Annotated in this window: 18 protein-coding genes; all 18 read left to right on the top strand. The window is 64.1% G+C overall.

Features of this window, described 5'->3' with window-relative positions:
• Nucleotides 1–112 precede the first annotated feature (112 nt).
• The 18 genes from DB354_RS20990 to DB354_RS20905 all read left to right on the top strand — a co-directional run bounded on the left by DB354_RS20990 (nt 113) and on the right by DB354_RS20905 (nt 17,255).
• Complete coding sequence (locus DB354_RS20990; RefSeq protein WP_343205592.1) at nt 113–1,000, top strand: ABC transporter permease; 888 nt, start codon at nt 113–115, stop codon at nt 998–1,000.
• Nucleotides 997–2,280 (top strand): ABC transporter ATP-binding protein, encoded by a 1,284-nt coding sequence (locus tag DB354_RS20985; protein WP_107837590.1) that lies wholly within the window; start codon nt 997–999, stop codon nt 2,278–2,280. The genes DB354_RS20990 and DB354_RS20985 overlap by 4 nt, the downstream gene beginning before the upstream one ends.
• Nucleotides 2,273–3,007, top strand: a complete 735-nt coding sequence (locus DB354_RS20980) for a class I SAM-dependent methyltransferase (RefSeq protein ID WP_107837589.1) — start codon at nt 2,273–2,275, stop codon at nt 3,005–3,007. Before DB354_RS20985 ends, DB354_RS20980 begins: the two co-directional genes overlap by 8 nt.
• A 122-nt stretch (nt 3,008–3,129) precedes the next feature.
• Nucleotides 3,130–3,969, top strand: a complete 840-nt coding sequence (locus DB354_RS20975) for a GNAT family N-acetyltransferase (RefSeq protein ID WP_158277648.1) — start codon at nt 3,130–3,132, stop codon at nt 3,967–3,969.
• 55 nt (nt 3,970–4,024) lie between these two features.
• Nucleotides 4,025–5,182, top strand: a complete 1,158-nt coding sequence (locus DB354_RS20970) for a DegT/DnrJ/EryC1/StrS family aminotransferase (protein WP_107837587.1) — start codon at nt 4,025–4,027, stop codon at nt 5,180–5,182.
• Nucleotides 5,172–6,404 carry a glycosyltransferase gene (locus DB354_RS20965; RefSeq protein WP_107837586.1) on the top strand — a complete coding sequence of 411 codons (1,233 nt, stop codon included), beginning with the start codon at nt 5,172–5,174 and terminating at the stop codon, nt 6,402–6,404. Before DB354_RS20970 ends, DB354_RS20965 begins: the two co-directional genes overlap by 11 nt.
• The gene (locus DB354_RS20960; protein ID WP_107837585.1) at nt 6,401–7,474 is read left to right on the top strand and encodes a glycosyltransferase; all 1,074 of its coding nucleotides are present in this window, start codon (nt 6,401–6,403) and stop codon (nt 7,472–7,474) included. The genes DB354_RS20965 and DB354_RS20960 overlap by 4 nt, the downstream gene beginning before the upstream one ends.
• 28 nt (nt 7,475–7,502) lie before the next feature.
• Nucleotides 7,503–8,408, top strand: coding sequence for a glycosyltransferase family 2 protein (locus DB354_RS20955; protein ID WP_107837584.1), 906 nt, complete (start codon nt 7,503–7,505; stop codon nt 8,406–8,408).
• 25 nt (nt 8,409–8,433) lie between these two features.
• Nucleotides 8,434–9,474 (top strand): glycosyltransferase, encoded by a 1,041-nt coding sequence (locus DB354_RS20950; RefSeq protein WP_107837583.1) that lies wholly within the window; start codon nt 8,434–8,436, stop codon nt 9,472–9,474.
• Nucleotides 9,471–10,373, top strand: coding sequence for a hypothetical protein (locus tag DB354_RS20945; RefSeq protein WP_107837582.1), 903 nt, complete (start codon nt 9,471–9,473; stop codon nt 10,371–10,373). Before DB354_RS20950 ends, DB354_RS20945 begins: the two co-directional genes overlap by 4 nt.
• Complete coding sequence (locus tag DB354_RS20940) at nt 10,370–11,515, top strand: hypothetical protein (protein ID WP_107837581.1); 1,146 nt, start codon at nt 10,370–10,372, stop codon at nt 11,513–11,515. The genes DB354_RS20945 and DB354_RS20940 overlap by 4 nt, the downstream gene beginning before the upstream one ends.
• A complete protein-coding gene (locus tag DB354_RS20935) occupies nt 11,512–12,519 on the top strand; it encodes a glycosyltransferase (RefSeq protein ID WP_233256719.1) in 1,008 nt (335 codons plus the stop codon). The genes DB354_RS20940 and DB354_RS20935 overlap by 4 nt, the downstream gene beginning before the upstream one ends.
• A gap of 35 nt (nt 12,520–12,554) precedes the next feature.
• Nucleotides 12,555–12,740: a hypothetical protein gene (locus DB354_RS20930; protein ID WP_107837579.1), complete on the top strand. Its 186-nt coding sequence runs from the start codon at nt 12,555–12,557 to the stop codon at nt 12,738–12,740.
• Between the two features lie 8 nt (nt 12,741–12,748).
• A complete protein-coding gene (locus DB354_RS20925; protein ID WP_107837578.1) occupies nt 12,749–13,984 on the top strand; it encodes a glycosyltransferase in 1,236 nt (411 codons plus the stop codon).
• A 52-nt stretch (nt 13,985–14,036) separates the two neighbouring features.
• Nucleotides 14,037–14,933: a glycosyltransferase family 2 protein gene (locus tag DB354_RS20920; protein WP_146180358.1), complete on the top strand. Its 897-nt coding sequence runs from the start codon at nt 14,037–14,039 to the stop codon at nt 14,931–14,933.
• Nucleotides 14,930–15,481, top strand: coding sequence for an acyltransferase (locus DB354_RS22425; RefSeq protein WP_158277647.1), 552 nt, complete (start codon nt 14,930–14,932; stop codon nt 15,479–15,481). Before DB354_RS20920 ends, DB354_RS22425 begins: the two co-directional genes overlap by 4 nt.
• 2 nt (nt 15,482–15,483) lie before the next feature.
• Nucleotides 15,484–16,380, top strand: a complete 897-nt coding sequence (locus tag DB354_RS20910) for a glycosyltransferase (protein ID WP_107837576.1) — start codon at nt 15,484–15,486, stop codon at nt 16,378–16,380.
• Nucleotides 16,381–16,463: 83 nt separating this feature from the next.
• Nucleotides 16,464–17,255 carry a hypothetical protein gene (locus tag DB354_RS20905; RefSeq protein ID WP_107837575.1) on the top strand — a complete coding sequence of 264 codons (792 nt, stop codon included), beginning with the start codon at nt 16,464–16,466 and terminating at the stop codon, nt 17,253–17,255.
• Nucleotides 17,256–17,291 lie beyond the last annotated feature (36 nt).

The following is a 17,291-nucleotide window of genomic DNA, read 5'->3' as shown; positions in this document are numbered from 1 at the left end:
CTTCCTAGGGGAAAGTCCCTATAACCCCGATCGGTGGCCATCCGATGCCCAACCACTCGCGATAATCGCTTCCATCAGAAGTGATGGGGCGAAGCTTTTTACTGACAACCAATTGATTACGAAAGCACCAGCCGAACGTATCAAGCCCCTTGAGGTAGTCATTGCACCATCAAAGGGCTGGTTGAGGGTCCCTTGGCGAGAGCTGTGGGCCTACCGAGACCTTTTCTGGCAGTTCGTGCGGCGAGATTTCTCGGTCAAGTACCGCCAAACCCTCCTTGGTCCCCTGTGGTTTGTGCTTCAACCGCTGATGATGACCGCCGTGTTCACGGTCGTGTTTGGCCGTCTCGCACGCTTGCCGACGGATCACACTCCACCGGTTCTCTTCTATTTGTGCGGCCTGCTCTCCTGGACCTACTTCGCACAGACGATGCCAGCCGTATCGGCGACTTTCACAGGCAATGCGCATCTCTTTGAGAAGATTTACTTTCCGCGGCTCACGGTCCCCTTGTCCCAACTCGTCGGCAATTTTGTGGCGCTAGGCATCCAATTTGGCACGTTCGCGGCGCTCTGGGGCTTCTATTGGGTCACGAGTCCCGAGCCGATCCAAATGAGCCTGCCGTGGTACGCAGCCATCCCGGTCGTGCTCTTCTCCCAACTCCAGATTATGTTCCTGGCGTTTGGCGTTGGTCTGAATCTCGCCGCGGCGACCGGTAAGTACCGCGACCTCCAGCATGTGCTGCCCGTGCTGGTGCAACTCTGGTTCTACGCCACCCCTGTCGTGTACCCGCTGTCCATGATCTCGCGCGAAGCCAACTGGCGCTGGGTTGCGACGCTGAACCCCATGACCGCGCCGGTGGAGGGATTCAAACTGGCGCTTCTGGGTGAAAGCTCGTGGACACTCCCCCTCGCCCTGGGCGCGTGGGTCACGACGCTCATCTTCCTGCTCCTCGGGTTGTCCGCCTTTTCCCGAGCTGAGCGCACCGTCATCGACGTCACATGAGCCGCCCCATCATCGAAGTCGAAGGCCTGTCGAAAAAATACCGCCTCGGCGTGGTCGGGGCGACGACGCTGCGCGACGACATCGGACGCATGTGGTTGCGCCTGCGTGGCGCCACTCCACCGCCCGATGAAGGTGAGTTCTGGGCGCTCCGCGACGTGTCATTCTCGGTGCAGCCCGGCGAGGTGGTCGGCATCATTGGCCGGAACGGCGCGGGCAAGTCGACGCTGCTGAAGATTCTCTCGCGCATCACCGAGCCGACGAGCGGGCGGGCCACCCTCCGCGGCCGCGTCGCTTCGCTCCTGGAAGTCGGCACCGGCTTCCACCCCGATCTCACCGGCCGCGAGAACGTGTACCTGAACGGCTCGATCCTCGGCATGAAGCGCGCTGAAATCAGCACCCACTTCGACGAAATTGTCGCCTTCGCCGACGTCGCCAAGTTCATCGACACGCCGGTGAAGCACTATTCGAGCGGGATGCGCGTGCGTTTGGCCTTTGCGGTGGCCGCCTTTCTCGACGCGCAGGTGCTGATCATCGATGAAGTCCTGGCAGTCGGTGATGCTGCCTTTCAGGAACGGTGCATGGGCAAGCTCGACGACGATGCGAGAGCAGGCCGCACAATTCTGGTGGTCAGCCACAACAGCGCGATGATGCAGCACCTCTGCACGAAGTGCATCCACCTCCTCAGAGGTCAGGTGAAGCAGGTCGGCACGCCGGCCGACATCATTGCGGAACACCTCGCGGAGGCTCGCCCGGAGGCCGGCGTGGCGCTGAGGACCTGGCACGACCGCAGCGGTACCGGCGAAGCCCTGGTCACCGAGCTTGCCGTCCTCGGGCCGGACGCAAAACCGCTGACCAGCGTGCCGTTCGGCGGCACGCTCAACATCCGGCTCAAGGGCGAATGCCGCGCCGTGCTCAACAACGTCATGGTTGGCGTTGTCATCCACAACGCCGCCGGTGAGCCCCTACTGGATCTGCAATCTGCCCATCGCGGCCTTCGCCTCGATCGCGTACAAGGGGACTTCGTGATTGAAGGCAAATTCGAGAACATCGGCCTCTATCCGGGCAAATATCTCCTGAGTCCCTGGATCACCGCCGGCGCCGAGAATCGTTCCGTCGATTTTGCCCGGATGTGCACCGCCATCCGCGTCATCCCCCAGCCCGGCCGGTTCGGCGACCTGAAACTCGACGGGCGCTGGGGAAAGTACTGGGTGGACTCGACCTGGCGGGTTCTGTCACACGACGCGTCGGTCACTGACGACGTCCCCCTCCCCCATGCCTGACGAAAAGGGACTTTTCCAGACCACGGGGAAATCCTGGTCCGAACGAGCCTCTCTCGGAGAACTCGACGCGGTCCTCACCGGCTGCGGCAATCACGGGCGGAACGCCTACCTGCATGCCACCCAACTTTGGGCGGCGCGCTACATCGAGCGATGTCTGCCGGGGCCTTCCGTGGTGGTCGACTTCGGCTGCGGCACCGGACGCTTCCTCCGGTTCTTTGCTGGCCGCGGGCATCAAGTGCTCGGCACCGAAATCACACCGGAGATGCTGGAACAGCTGCGCCAGCTTGGCCTGCCATCCGGCAGCACGACGACGCTGACTGACGGGATTCATATACCCGTCGCACCTGCCAGCGTCGACTTGATCTGGGTCTGCTCGGTCCTCCGTTACAGCCTCAACGTGCCCACTCCCGTCTATGCGGACATCGCTCGGGAGATGCACCGGGCGCTCCGACCGGGAGGCATGGTGGCGAACGTCGAGATGTATGTGGAGCAACCGGCCTCGGACTTTACGCGCGACTTCGAGGCGGCCGGTTTCACGACCAAAATCCAGCGGGTCATCAACCGCCATAGTGGACGGATCGAGCGATTCGTGCAGCGACGTCGTCTTCCTTTCGCCTCCATCAGACTGATTGCCCGTTGGACCGCACGGGCGCGCTTCCACTTCGACCGGGCCGCCAGCGCCCGGCCGGGAATCCGCGACTACTTCTTTGTCTGGCGGAAGTCATGAATTCGGGTGCGGCTCGTACCGCCTTTTCGACCGCCGCCTTTGCCGAAATCTGGGCTCAGCGGCATCCCTCATCTGCTCAGGTGATCAAAATGCAGTGGGCACTTCACTCGGGTCCCAGCACGATGCACGGCATTCTGACGACGCCGGACGGCGGGGTGGCGCATGGCGCTTTTGGCCCTGACGGTTTGTTCGCGCATCCGTCGAACGGGATTCCGTCCCCGCGATCGCTTGCACAAGCCGCCTACGATGTACTCGAGGCTCACGGGCTTGGGTACCTGCTCTGGCACGTGCGGTTCGATCACGGCGAACTGGCCGCAGTCCTCCACCGCGCCGGCTTTTCCAGCACGCCTTACGCGACACACGTCCTGAGCCTGGGCCAATCCCATGCGGACCTCTTCGCGGCATATCGGAAGACCCGACGTAACGAAATCCGACAATCGCAGAAGAAGGGCTGTATCATCCGGGAAGCCACCACGTACGACGACGTACTCCAGTACTGTGCCGTCCACGCCAAGCTGGCCCAGCAGAAGGAGGGCTTTCGGGTCAAGTACCCCGCCGAGCTGATCTTTGGCCTCCTGCAGCTCCCGCAGCCGGCCACGCTGTCGCTGGCGGAGGTAAGCGGGCAAGTCGTCGCGGGAGCGTTGTTCATTCCGGACGGCGACTCCGTCTTCTATTGGCACGGCGCGGCAGACCGCGACTTCTCGGACTACTTTCCGACCGGGGCACTGGTCGACCACGGCATCCAGGCGGCTGTCGCCCGGGGAGCGAAATCGCTGAACTTCGGTGCCTCGGGATCGGACTCGCTCCGCGACTTCAAGGCGTCCTTTGGCGCGAAGCCCGCCTCCAATTGGACCTTCACGATCGGCCGCCGCGAATCTCTGCGCACTAGGCTCGGGCGGTCCTTGCGGCGCCTCTTCCAGCCGACCCGCCCCGTTTCGCCGCTCCTGATCGTCGCCTGCTGAGGCGAGTCCCGGCCCCGGGAGTCCCGCAACTCCGCGCACCTCCAGTTTGCCCCCCATGCGCAGTCAATACCTGGTCTTCGGACAACCGCTCATTGAAGAAGCGGAAATCGCGGAAGTCGTCGCCAGCCTTCGGTCCGCCTGGCTTGGCACCGGGCCCAAGGTGGCGGAATTCGAGCGGCGCGTGGCCGCCTACAAGGGGGTCAAATATGCCGTGGCCGTGAACTCATGCACCGCCGGGCTCCACCTCGCGTGTCTCGCGTGCGGTCTGCAGCCCGGAGATGAGGTGATCGCGCCGGCAATGACCTTCTGCGCGACCATTAACGCCATCATCCATGCCGGAGCCACCCCGGTGCTCGCGGATGTCGACCGTGACACCTTCAATCTCGATCCCGCCGACGTCCGTCGGAAAATCACGTCACGGACGAAGGCCATCATGCCGGTCCATTTTGCAGGCCGGGCCTGCGACATGGAGGCGCTGGTCGCACTGGCCGCGGAGCACGGGCTGAAGATCATCGAGGACTGCGCGCACGCGATCGAGACCGAGTATGCCGGCCGAAAAGCAGGCACGTTCGGCACCTGTGGTGTCCTCAGCTTCTACTCCACAAAGAACATCGTCACCGGTGAAGGCGGCATGGTCCTCACCGACGATCCGGCCATCGCCGCACGGCTCAAGATGCTCGCACTCCACGGCATGTCTCAGGACGCCTGGAAGCGCTTCTCCGACGATGGCTACAAGCACTACGATGTCGTCGAGATCGGCTTTAAGTACAACATGATGGATCTGCAGGCGGCCATCGGGCTGCATCAGATCCAGCGCGTCGAGGCATATTGGCGGCGCCGACAAGAAATCTGGGACGCCTACAACCGGGCTTTTGCAGACTTGCCAGCCGCGCGTCCGGCCCCCCTTCCCGCCAACAGCCGGCACGCGCTGCACCTCTATACACTCCTGATCGACGAGGTCCGGGCACCTGTGACCAGGGACCAATTCATGACCGCACTGCACCGCCGCAATATCGGGACGGGAGTGCACTACCGGGCCATTCCGGTGCTCAGCGTCTATCAGCAGCGCTTCGGCTGGAGGCCGGATGACTTTCCCCGGGCCCACGCGATCGGATGCTCGACCGTCTCCCTCCCGATCTCCGCAAAGCTTGCCGATGGTGACGTGGAAGACGTGATTACGGCGGTCCGCGACGTTCTGCTGCATGGGCAGTGATCTTCAGTCAGAAACGATGATCCGTGACGCGCGGGCGAGCGCGGCCACGCGGCGGCTCAACATTCTTCACCTGGTAGAAACCTATCTCCCGCTCACCGAGAACTGGATCTACCCGCAGGTGCGCGCCGTACCGGGTTGCAGGGGGACGGTGGCCTGTCGGCAGCTGGTCGCGCCAGAGCGATTTCCCCTCGAACCACGACGACTGATCCAGTCACCACCACCCTGGGGAGCTCGTACCGTTCTTCCGAGGCTGATCAATTCCCTCGCCTTCCGTCTCGGGCGTGCAGACGGCTTTGTCGAACTGCTCGCGCGGTGGCGACCGATGCATGTGCTGCATGCGCATTTTGGAATGTGCGGCTGGGAGTGGCTTCCTCTTGCTGCACGGTCCAGACGTCCGCTGGTGACATCGTTCTACGGCTACGACGCTTGGAATGTACCGACGCAGTTTCCGGAATGGCGCGAGCGGTACCGGCAGCTCTTCGCGGCCGGAACGCTCTTTCTCGTCGAGGGGTCCGCGATGCGCGATCGACTGCAGCACTTGGGTTGCCCGGCCGAGAAAATCCACATCCATCATATCGGCGTCGACCTGGCCGATTTGCCGTTCGCCCGTCGTGACTTCACGCGTTCGATGAAGATCGTGATGGTCGGCCGCTTTACGGAAAAGAAGGGCCTGGAGGATGGCCTGTTGGCGTGTGCCCAGGCCGCCTCCCGGGGAGTCGATCTGCGCGTCACGATCGTGGGCGGCGCGCCGGATGCGGACCGCGCCGGCCAGAAGATCGGCGCGACCCTGCAGGCGATCGCCGCCCAGCCGAGTTTGCGCGATCGCGTCCGGTTTGCCGGTTTTCTGCCATTGGCGGAGACCCGGCAGCTGTTGCAGCAGCACGACATCTTTCTCTGTCCATCCCGCCACGCCGCGAACGGTGATGCCGAAGGCGGATCGCCCGTGATCTTGACGGAAGCAATGGCAGCGGGACTGGTCTGCGTCGGGACCGACCACTGCGACATCCCCGAACTGATCATTCCGGAACGCACGGGCTACCGGTGCCCAGAGCGGGACGTAGCGGCCCTTGCCCACTTGCTGGAGGCCGCGCATCAGGTCGGCGCGGGCAACTCCGCGATTGCCGCCGCCGGGCGTGCGCACGTGGAGGCAGAGTATTCGCTGGCCACCCAGCTGGCCGAAAAGCGACGGCTGTACGAGCGAGTCGCGGCAGCACACCCATGAGACTCGTGCTCGCCAACTACGGCTACAGCCTCGGGCACTGTGGAGGCGGCGAAGCCCACATCGAGGCCTTCATTCGCGAGGCGAGGCAAGCCGGGCACACGCTTGCCGGCTGGCCCGAGTTGCGGCACCCGGAGGTTACGCGCCTCCCGACGTCCACGCTCGGCATCGCGCTTCGCCTGCGGCGAGCCGACGTCCTCTACACCCGGCTTCAGAACTCGCCGCCGGTGCCCAAGTATACTCGTTGGTTCAGTCGCTGGGGCAAACGGCTGGCCGGCAATCCGCTGCTGGTCTGGGAATTCAACACCGTGCCTGAGCAGGGAGCGTATATCGGCCTGGACCCGGCCACCATCGCTTACGATCGGAGGATGTTCCGACAGTTGGCTCCGCAATGCGACCTCGCCGTTTGCGTCAGCCAGAAGATTGCCGACTACGTGGTCACCGAGCTCGATCTGCCGCGGGCAGTCGTGATCTCCAATGGCGCATATCCACGCGAACGGCAGGTGACGCCCGCGGACAGCAATCGCCTGGACGTGGTCTGGGCCGGGAGCGCATATATCGGCTGGAATGACTTCGACCTCCTGCTCGCCGGCGCCCGCCTGCTGCAGCAAGCCGGAGATCCGGTTCACTTCCATCTCGTCGGCCCCGGCACCGAAACACTTCGCGACGTGCCGGCCAACGTCAGGGCGCACGGCCCGATGGCCCATCACGAGACCACCGCACTTTTCGATCGGATGGGGGCCGCCGTCTGTCTGTACCGACCGGGGCCCGCTGATTTCAGCTCGCCGCTCAAATTCTTCGACTACTCGGCTTCCGGCATACCCACCGTCAGCACGCCCCATCCCCAGATGGACGCGCTTCACGCCGAAGCCGGCACCACAGAACTGGTCGTTTCCAGCCGCTCTCCCCAGCAGCTGGCCGAGCAACTGCGCCAATTGTTGCGGTTGCCGGATCGGCGTCGGGGCCACGGTCTGGCCCTGCAGAGCCTCGTTACGCACACCTACAATTGGCCGACGCTCATGGCCCGCCTGTTCGCGCACCTCCAGCAGGCTCTAGCCCGGCGCCGCGGTTGATGCCATTCGTCGCTCCCATTCCGTCGCGATGAGTCTAGGTCCCCTCACGCTCGCGATTCCCAACCTGAACGGTGGTTCCTTTCTCGCGGCGACGTTGGATTCGCTCGCCGCCAACCGCCCTCACGTGTGCTGGCATTTTCAGGACGGAGGTTCGACCGACGGTTCGCTGGACCTCGCCCGGAGCCAGGCCCAGGCCGGCGATCACGTTGTCTCCGCCAGCGATCACGGCCAGGCCGATGCCCTCAACCGCGCGTTCGCGACGATGGGTGGCGAGGTGATCGGCTTTCTCAACTCCGACGATCTTCTCTCAGCCGGTGCGGCCGCCAACGTCGTCCAGTTCTTCGAGCAGCATCCCGAGATCGACCTGGTGTACGGCGAGGTCGAGTGGATCGATGCCGCGGGAGCTGTAACCGGACACCATGCCGGGGCGATCACCTCGCTGGAAGAAATTCTCGATATTTACCGAGTCTGGTGGGCCGGAAGGCAGTGGGTGCAGCCCGAAGTTTTCTTTCGCCGCACCCTGTGGGAGCGAGTTGGGCCCTTCGATCCCCGTTATCAGCTCGCGTTCGATTTCGATTTTTGGGTGCGCTGCTTTCTCGCCGGAGCCCGCACCGCGCGCATCCCCCGTGCGCTCGCCCGGTTCCGATTGCATGCAGGACAGAAGTCACGAGCCGCTGAAACGGCTGCCCGTGAAATACGCGACAGCGTGGAAAACCATCTCGCGGGCGCTCCAATTGCCGCGTCGCTGCGGCGGAGTCTCTCCCGGCGGATCGACTATGACCGCTATCGGCTCCGCGAGGCTCGCTACACCGGTTCGAGCCCAACTTTCGCGCACTATCTGTTGACCCACCCCACCGCGCTGCTGGTCCGTGAAGTCCGGCAGCGCATTGGCCTCTCTTGTTCCAAGCGGTTCCGCCCTGCGCGCCCGAACTGAACGCCATCACCGCAGTCGCGTTCCCATGAAGGCCACCATCGGCATCCCGATCTACAACGGCGTCTATCACGTAAAGAATCTGGTGTTCGCATTGCGGGCGACGATTCCACCCGAGGTGGCGGAAATCTGCATCTATGACGATGGCAGCCCTGACCGTCAGGCGGTCGCCGCACTCCCGGAGTTCTGCGAGCAATTCGGAGTCCGCCTGAATCGCGGCGAGTCGAACCTTGGCGTCCCTGGCGCATGGAATCGGCTGGTGGCTGCCGCCCAGACCGAGGTCGTGCTGCTGCTCAATGATGATGTCTTGCCCACGGCCCCTGGATGGCTCGACGACGTTCTGTCGGTCTTTGAGCTGAATCCCTCAGTGGCGATAGCCTACTGGTGCCAACGACGCGTTTCGGCACAGACCGGAGCGGATGCGGGATTGACGGCGGATTCACGGTGGCTCGTCAACCATCAGGCGGGGCACCCGCTGCTTCGTCCCAACTTCTGCGGCGCCTTCTTTGCGCTCCGAAAGTCATTCTGGTCGAGCGTGCGTCAACCCGACGGGTCCACCGGTTTCTGGGAGGACCTGCGTGCCTACGGCGAGGAGATCGATCTGAGCACCGCGTGCCATCACGCCGGCCGCCACATTCTCCAATTGCCGCTCCTCTGGGAGCATATTGGTTCGCAGACGTTTCGATCCAACCCGGCGCTGCGCCGTCGCGAGATTTTGAGCGCGTTCTTGCCCGAGGAGGAGTTTACCGCCTCGAACCGCCCGCCGAATCCGGGTTGGCTGCGAACGCAATGGCGACGACTGTTGGGTCGGGACAAGCCGGCGGTGACGAAGCTCGAGTACAGCATCGCGATGGTACGGAAGAAGTGGCGCTCGCATGAGATTCTCGGTCATCCGAGCGACTTCTATTTTTCGCGCCTATTGCAGAATGGTTTTCCCGAGGCGCTGCGCTCTGCCCACGAAAACCGCAAGATTCTCCTTCCGCCCAGCCTCAGTTATCGCCGCGGCGGCGAGACCTTCGCGACCCCGCTCGAGGAGCTTTTGGCCGACGATACGGCGAACCTGACATGAGGCCCGGTCGACTACTCTATCTGCTGCGCCGTGAACTCAACCGCGGCCCCGCCGGCGCCTGGGCCTATCACGTTCTCCGTCGGCGGATCTGGCACTGGCGCAACCCGCAGCCCGATGCCCCGCCCGCAGACATTCCCGTCCATGTCGTCTTCGGCGCCGAGCACGTCGATCTGCTCGCATGGATGTTGGCTTCGTGGACGGTACAAACCGGACGCAACTGGCACGTCATCCTGCACGACGACGGCACCGCACCGGCCGACATCGCGGCGCGGCTGAGGACGCTCGGGCTACAGGCCACGCTCGTTTCCAGATCCGGGGCCGATGCACACCTCGCCCCTGTCCTCGCCGCACGTCCTCTGTGCCGCGCCTATCGCGCCCAATACCCGCTCGGGCTCAAGTGCTTTGACATACCGGTGCTCGAGACCGCATCGCGATTGATCATCCTTGATCCCGACGTCCTCTTTTTTCGCCAACCGACCCAGGTGCTCGAGTGGGTCGACCGGGCTCAGGAGGAAAGCTGCTGGTTCAACGAAGACGTCGCCGAGGCGAGCAACGTCTCCGCCCAAGAGGCGCAGGACACGCTGGGCGTACAGCTTTGGCCCCGGGTAAACAGCGGACTCTGCCTCCTCACACGAGCCGCCATGGACCTCGATTTTTGTGAATGCGCGATGCGCGAAACGAGCCTCAGGACGGGCCATTTTTGGCGCGTCGAGCAGACTCTCTTTGCGCTCGCCGCCTCCCGCCACGCCCGCGGCGGTCTGTTGCCGGTGACCTACGAGGTGTCGCTGCGGCGCCACGCCCGCAGCGACGCCATCTCGCGTCACTACGTCGGCGCCGTCCGCGAACGTTTCTGGGCCGAGGGAGTCCGTCACTTGATCCACCTACCGGGGCTGCGATGACCAAAGTGATGGCATTGCCCGACTGGCGGGCTGGCAACGACTACCAAACCCTGCTCGACGGCGCTTTGCGCGCGCACAAGTTCGACACCCTCTATCCCGAGGGCACGCGGCGCGTGTTCCCTCTCGCCCGAATGGATTACCGCGGGGCCGCGCTCATCCATCTTCATTGGCCCGAGGCCTTCTTTCCCCGGCGGCATGACGGGCTCGACCGTCTGCGGGTGTGGCGGTTCCCGCTCGATCTCCATCTCGCCACGCGGACCCGACCGTTTGTCTACACGGCCCACAATCTGTTCCCTCACGGCCGAACCTCGGAGCTTGCCCTCCCCGCGGTGTATCGCTGGATGCTCCGCCGCGCGTCCGTGGTGATCGCGCACTCAAGCGCCAGTCTCGCGGCGCTCGCGCACATGGCGCCCGGGATTCGTCGGCTCCGGTTGATCCCCCACGGAGACCTCGCCGCTTGTTTCCCGTTTCTGCCAACCAAGTCGGACGCTCGGCGGCAGCTCGGAATCTCGTCCGGGCATCGCCTCGTTCTGATGTTCGGCCGCGTCGAGCCCTACAAGGGGGTACTTGAGGCCATGGAGGCCTGGTCTCGGCATCGGTTTCCAGCCAGCCTCTGGGTGTGTGGCGCCGCCTCGTCGGCAGCGTTTGCCGAACGCGTGAGGGAAACGGCCGATCGCTGCGGTGCGGTGCTCGACCTCCGTAATCTCCCTCCCAGCGAACTCGCGGTGCGCATCGCCGCCTGTGACGCCGTCCTTTTCAACTACACCTCCGTATTCACCTCCGGCGCCGCCTGTCTGGCCCGATCCCTCGGCAAGCCGATCCTCCTCCCGGATCGGCTCGTCACGATCGATCTGGATGAGCCGTCGGCGAACGTGTTCCGGTTTACCGACCTGAATCCCGCCTTTGGAGCGGTGCTGGCGCGGGCCCTCGACACACCGGCCGACACCGCTGGTGCGTCCGCATGGCGCGCCGCCACCTCCTGGCAGGTCGTCGCCGCCAAGACGGCGGCTGCCTACCGGGAGGCCCTGGGCTCCGGGTTATCGGGATCGTCGACAGACGAGGCACGCGCGATCGATGATCTCCGCTGCTCGATCCCAAGCGGCGGCAAACCAGGTCAGGCTTCTCCAGTCCGTCCAGCATGAATGACGGAATCCTCCTTCCTGCAGGAGAAACCATGCGCGTTTCCATCCTCATCCCCTGTTTCAATAGCGAACGCTGGGTCGCGTCGGCCGTCGAGAGCGCGCTGGCGCAGAGCTGGCCCGATAAAGAAATCGTCGTGGTCGATGACGGGTCGACGGATAGCAGCCGGGAGGTTCTTCAGCGGTTCGGCGATCAGATTCGTCTGGTCACCGGTCCCCACCGGGGCGGAAACGCCGCGCGCAATCACCTGCTTGGCCTCGCTACCGGCGAATGGATCCAATACCTGGATGCCGACGACTACCTGCTGCCCGACAAGATCGAACTACAGGTGAAGTCCCTTCAGGACGAGCCCTCGGCCGATATCATATACAGTGCGCCGCTCGTGGAACAGTGGGCGAATGGCGAGGCCCCGGCGGAGCTTGAATCGCGGCCACTGCAACCTCCCCATGACCCGTGGATCCACCTGGCCCGCTGGAGCCTTCCCCAGACGGGAGGAACCCTCTGGCGAAAACAGACTCTGGTGCAGGTTGGCGGCTGGGACGAGTCGCTCGAATGTTGTCAGGAGCACGATCTGTACTTCCGGCTGCTGCAGGCCGGCGCGCGCTTTCAGCACTGTCCTGCCAGCCGCGCCGTCTACCGGCTCTGGAGCGGAAATACAGTGTCACGCCGCCATCCACGACGACTGATGGAAGCCAGACTGGCGCTCCTGGACCGGATGCAGGATGCCCTAACGGGCCGCCACGCGCTCACGCCGGGCCGCCTCACGGCCATCAACTCCACCCGTTTCGAGATTGCCCGCCTGTTGTGGGCGCTGTCGCCCGAGCGGGCCGAAGCGGTGATGCAACTCGTCACGACCAGCCAGCCGTCATTTACGCCGTGCGGTGCCGCCGCGCCCCTGATGTACCGCCTCCTGTATCGTCTGGTTGGCTTCCGTGCGGCGGAACGCCTGGCGGCCTGGAAACGCCGCGGAACCACCCCCATTCATCCCGATTCGACGCAACCATGAGGCGACATCGGCCGATCGTATTCTGTGCATACGGGATGAACACGTGGCCGGCATTCGGCGCCTCCCAACAGGACCTTCAGCGGCTCCTGGCGGAATTCGACTACTCTGCCGGTGTGTTTGACGTGCCCGCCAATCGCGTCCGTCCCGCCGACGAACGCGCTTGGAGGTCGCCGTACGCCAACCTGGTCCTTCACCCGATGAGCCGGAATCGGCAGGCCTGAAACGCGCGATGCGCATCTTCACCGCAGTCCGACATTCAAACGATCCCCGTCACTTCTACGGTGGATTGTGGAGCGGCCTCTTTCATCCCGCGTTGCACGCGCTCGGTCACCAGCTGGTGGAATCCCAGACCGATTTACTCCCGACCAGCCGGTTCATGGAGATCGCCGCTGGCTTTACCCGCGAAGAACTGGAAGCCAGGGCCCGAACGACCCAAGCGGTGCTGGATGAGGTCCGCGACGCTCTCCGCACCGGGCCGATCGACCTATTCCTGTGCTACTTCTACAACGCCCATTTTGACCCCGCCGGTTTTGCGGAGCTTCGTCGCCTGGGCATTCCTTCCGTCAATTTCTACTGCAATAGCATCCCTCAGTTTGATCTCGTGGCCGCCATTGCGGCACAGGTGGATTTTTCGTGGCACTCCGAACGCGATGCGCGGGACCGGTATCTCGCGGTGGGGGGCAGGCCGGTCTGGGTCCAGCTGGCGGTGAATCCGCCCGACCAAGAGCCGCCCGTGAGCCGGCCACGACAACCCAGGGCTTGCTTCGTCGGCCAGCGCTATGCCGACCGCGACCGGTGGATTGCCGGGCTCCTCGCGGCTGGCGTCACGGTCGACACCTACGGGTCGGGCTGGGGCGACGAGTCCCCCTTGCCCGCATCACCGTCACCGTCCTCCCCGGGCCGCTATCTCGGACGTCCCCAGCTCCGCGCGGGCTCGATGCGGAGCTACTGGCACGTCGTCACGGACGAGATCACCAGGACAGGACTGCTGCGCGGAGCCGCCCGCCTCTATCGGCAATGGAACTATCGCCGCGAATCGCAACGCATCAGCCCGCTGCTACGTTCATGTGCGCGCGGACGGGCCGACGTCGTAGCCGCCGTCTTCGCTGACTACGAAGTCGTCCTGAACTTCAGCAACGTGTGGTCCGACGGGCGGCCTGGCTCCCGGCTGGTTCCCCATGTCCGACTACGCGACTTTGAGGCGCCGATGGCGCGGACCTGCTACTTGACCGGTCATTCCGATGAGATCGCCGCGTGCTACGACGTCGGACGGGAAATTGAGACTTATCGCACCCCCGAGGAATTGGCGGACAAGGTTCGATACTATCTCAGCCATCCCGACCAGGCGGAACGAATGCGCGAGGCGGGATACCGGCGCGCACGCCGCGATCACACCTGGGGCCAGCGTTTCCCGGACCTTTTCCGCCAGATTGGCCTGACCCGCCCTGCGCAAGGTCGGACCTGACGTGTTTCTCAGCGATCCTGAATCCATTCCAGCCGACTCCGAAGTGCCACCGGTGAGCACCACCCTCCCGTCATACTCCCTCGTCATCGCCACGATGGACCGTCCGGCTTCGCTCGACGCAGCCCTCGCCAGTCTGTCGGTGCAGACCTGCGCACCGGCCCGCGTCATTGTTGTGGATGCGTCGGAAAGCGAGGCCTCGAGAGCCGTCTGCGCGAAATGGCAGTCGCAGCTGCAGGTCCAGTGGATCCGGGCCGAGCTGATGAGTGCCGCTCAGCAACGCAACCAGGGAGCTGCGGCGGTCACGACTCCGATCATCGGCTTCATGGACGATGATGTGGTCCTGCCGGCCGATACACTGGCAAAACTGCTGGAACCGTTTTCTCGCGACACGACCGGCGGCGTTGCGGGGCGGATTTCCGGGCTCAGTCATCCGCCGCCGCGCGGGTTGCTGTGGTGCTACTACCGCCTGCAGGCCGGATACTCCCATCCGCACTACGGTGGCCGAGTGATCGGTCCCGCGATCAACCTCATCCCAGCCTTCGAAGCGGAGTCCTCCGCCTGGGTGCGCTCCGATTGGCTGAACAGCACACTGGTGCTCTATCGCCGGGAGCTCTTCGAGCGCGAACGCTTCCCGCTCTTCGAGGGCTACAGCTTTCTTGAAGATGCGCACCTCTCCTACCGGGTGGGACGCACGCATCGCCTCTATTTTCACCGAGATGCCATCTATGAGCACCACAGCCAGTGCTCGCGCGCCAAAGCCGACCCGCGACGCCTCGCTCACATGATTGTGCAGCACCAATATCGGATGGCTCGCGATGTCATGCGGATCGGGAGAACTAAGCTCGCGCTCAAGCTTGCCCTGCACCGTCTCTTTCAAACCGTGGTTGTCGTCCGGCGTGGAGGCCCCGACCTCTGGCCAACCATCCGCGGCATCTGGGATCGCTTATGATTGCACGACTCATTGCGGGTCTCGCCTCCCGCGCTCGCCGTCTGGCGCTGCAGTGCCGCGGGGTCCGATTTGAAGGCCCGGCCTGGCTGCGAAACATTGAGGTGCCGCACCAGCCGAAGCGGATTCGCCTCGCCGCCGGCGTTGCCCTCGACCGAGGTGTCACCCTGCTGGTTTCGGGTCCCAAGGGATCGAACATCGCGATCCGGATCGGACGAAACGTTTACATCAACCGCCACACGATCATTGATTCCAGCGATCGCATCGAGATCGGCAATGACTGCATGATCGGCCCGTTCTGCTACCTGACCGATCACGACCACTCTCCGGGCCCCGACGGCACGCCCGCCAGCGGGCTTCTGGTCAGCCGTCCGGTTGTCATCGAGGCCGGGGCATGGATTGGCGCTCATGTGACCGTGCTCAAGGGGGTCCGAATCGGCCAAGGCGCGATCGTCGGAGCGGGAAGCGTGCTGACCAGGGACGTTCCGCCGTTCACCACCGTCGTCGGCAATCCTGCCCACGTGCTGCCGGCGCGCACCCGCCACACCTGACCATGCGCCTTGCGATTACGATCGCCACCCGCAATCGGCGTGAGTTGCTGGCCCAAACCTGCGCCCAGATCGCGCGGCTCGATCCACCACCCGATGAACTGTGGATCTGCGCCGACGGCTGCGATGACGATACCGTGGCATGGACGCGTCAGCATGCGCCTGCAGCCCATCTGATCGTCCATCCCCATTCGCGCCACTCGATCCGGTCCCGCGACGAAATGATCCGGGCGGCGGAGGTAGACGTGATCGTGGGACTCGATGACGACAGCTACCCGTTGGATCTCGATTTCGTGGCCCGGGTGAAAGCTCGATTCTCCGGTTGGTCCCGCTGCGCCGTCCTCTCGTTCGCGCAACGAACCGACGAGTTTCCAGCCACCCTCATGGCAACAGACTTCGGCCCCACGGCCCTGGTCGGCAGCTACGTCAACGCGGCGAGTGCCATACGCCGCACCGTGTACTTGGAACTCGGCGGAGTACCGCTGGAATTCGAGCACATGGGCGACGAAACCGACTTTAGCCTGCGCTGCATCGCCGCCGGATGGGAGGTTGTCCACGATCCCACGACCGTCATCCGGCATCACTGGACCCCCGTGGCGCGCAGCGAGTGGAGGAATCACTGGCGGCATTCGCGCAACGAATTCTGGAGCATCCTTCTGCGCTGCCCCCTCCCGTGGGCCCCCTTCATTGCGCTGCGCCGTGCTGTCGGGCAGTTCTGCTACGCCTGCCGCCGCGGACCGGGTTGGGCGGTAAGGGAGCCATTGTGGTGGTCGGCCGGATTGGCAGGCATGCCGGCGATGATGGCGCAACGCTGCCCGGTCCGTTGGCCCAGTTACCGTCGCTGGCTGCACCTGATGCGACAACCCGAGGCACGAGTGGACCATGGGACGAGCCGCACCTAACCCGCATCCTGGTCCACCCCGAGCGCATCGCCCGATCCGCCCTCGACGGACGAAGGGTTCGTCACTGAATCATCACCGACGTCATGTCCAATGACCTGAAATTCCGAATCGGTCGGCTCGTCGCGGCGGTGCAGCGGAATCGTCCCTATCGCCTTCGCCGCGCCATTGGACGCTTCGACCCGATTCGCAGTGGGTCGGGGAGCACCACGCTGCTCATCATGGTCGAAGCCAGGAAATTCTGGGACGCCATGTGGAGCGCATGGAGTTGGATGCGCTTTCTCGAAGGCCGATGCCGACTGCAAATCGCGGTCGACGGCGAGTTTTCAACCGCGCAGTGCAGTCTTCTTCAGCGCCAATTTCCCGGTCTACAAATCGACTTCTGCCCTGCGCTGCGTGGGGATGGTGGGCGTCTGGCGGAGTACTGTCGGCAGCACCAGTTTGGGCGAAAGGTGGCCGCCATCCTGAACGCGTCCGTAGACGGAAATGTTCTCTATTCGGATTCAGACGTCCTCGCGTTGCGTGAGCCCAGCGAGGTCATGGCTGCCGTGTCGTCCGGAACGGCAATGCACATCGTCGATTCCTGGCCCCAGTTTGACCCGACCTTGCTGGCGCGAACCGCCCAACTTGGTCTGCCGCACATCCCTGATCTGAACTCCGGACTGATGGTGATCCCGCGGAATGCATCTTATTCCCAATTTCTCACTGCCGTCATCGATGACTGGGCCATGTCGGACCAAAGCCGGTTCGCCGAACAGACTCTGTTTAGTGTGCTGCTCCGGCATCTCGGCGCACGTCCATTGCCCCCGGCGCACTACACCTGCTCTTTCAAAGGGGCTTGGTACTGGGAGCGGGAGATCTCGTATGCCGTCGTGTAGGTTCGGCACTATTGTGGACCCGTGCGCCATCAAATG

The sequence above is a fragment of the Opitutus sp. ER46 genome, from assembly GCF_003054705.1.
Taxonomy (GTDB): Bacteria; Verrucomicrobiota; Verrucomicrobiia; order Opitutales; family Opitutaceae; genus ER46.
The sequence above is the reverse complement of the archived record's forward strand: the minus strand, read 5'-3'. Positions and strand labels throughout refer to the sequence as shown.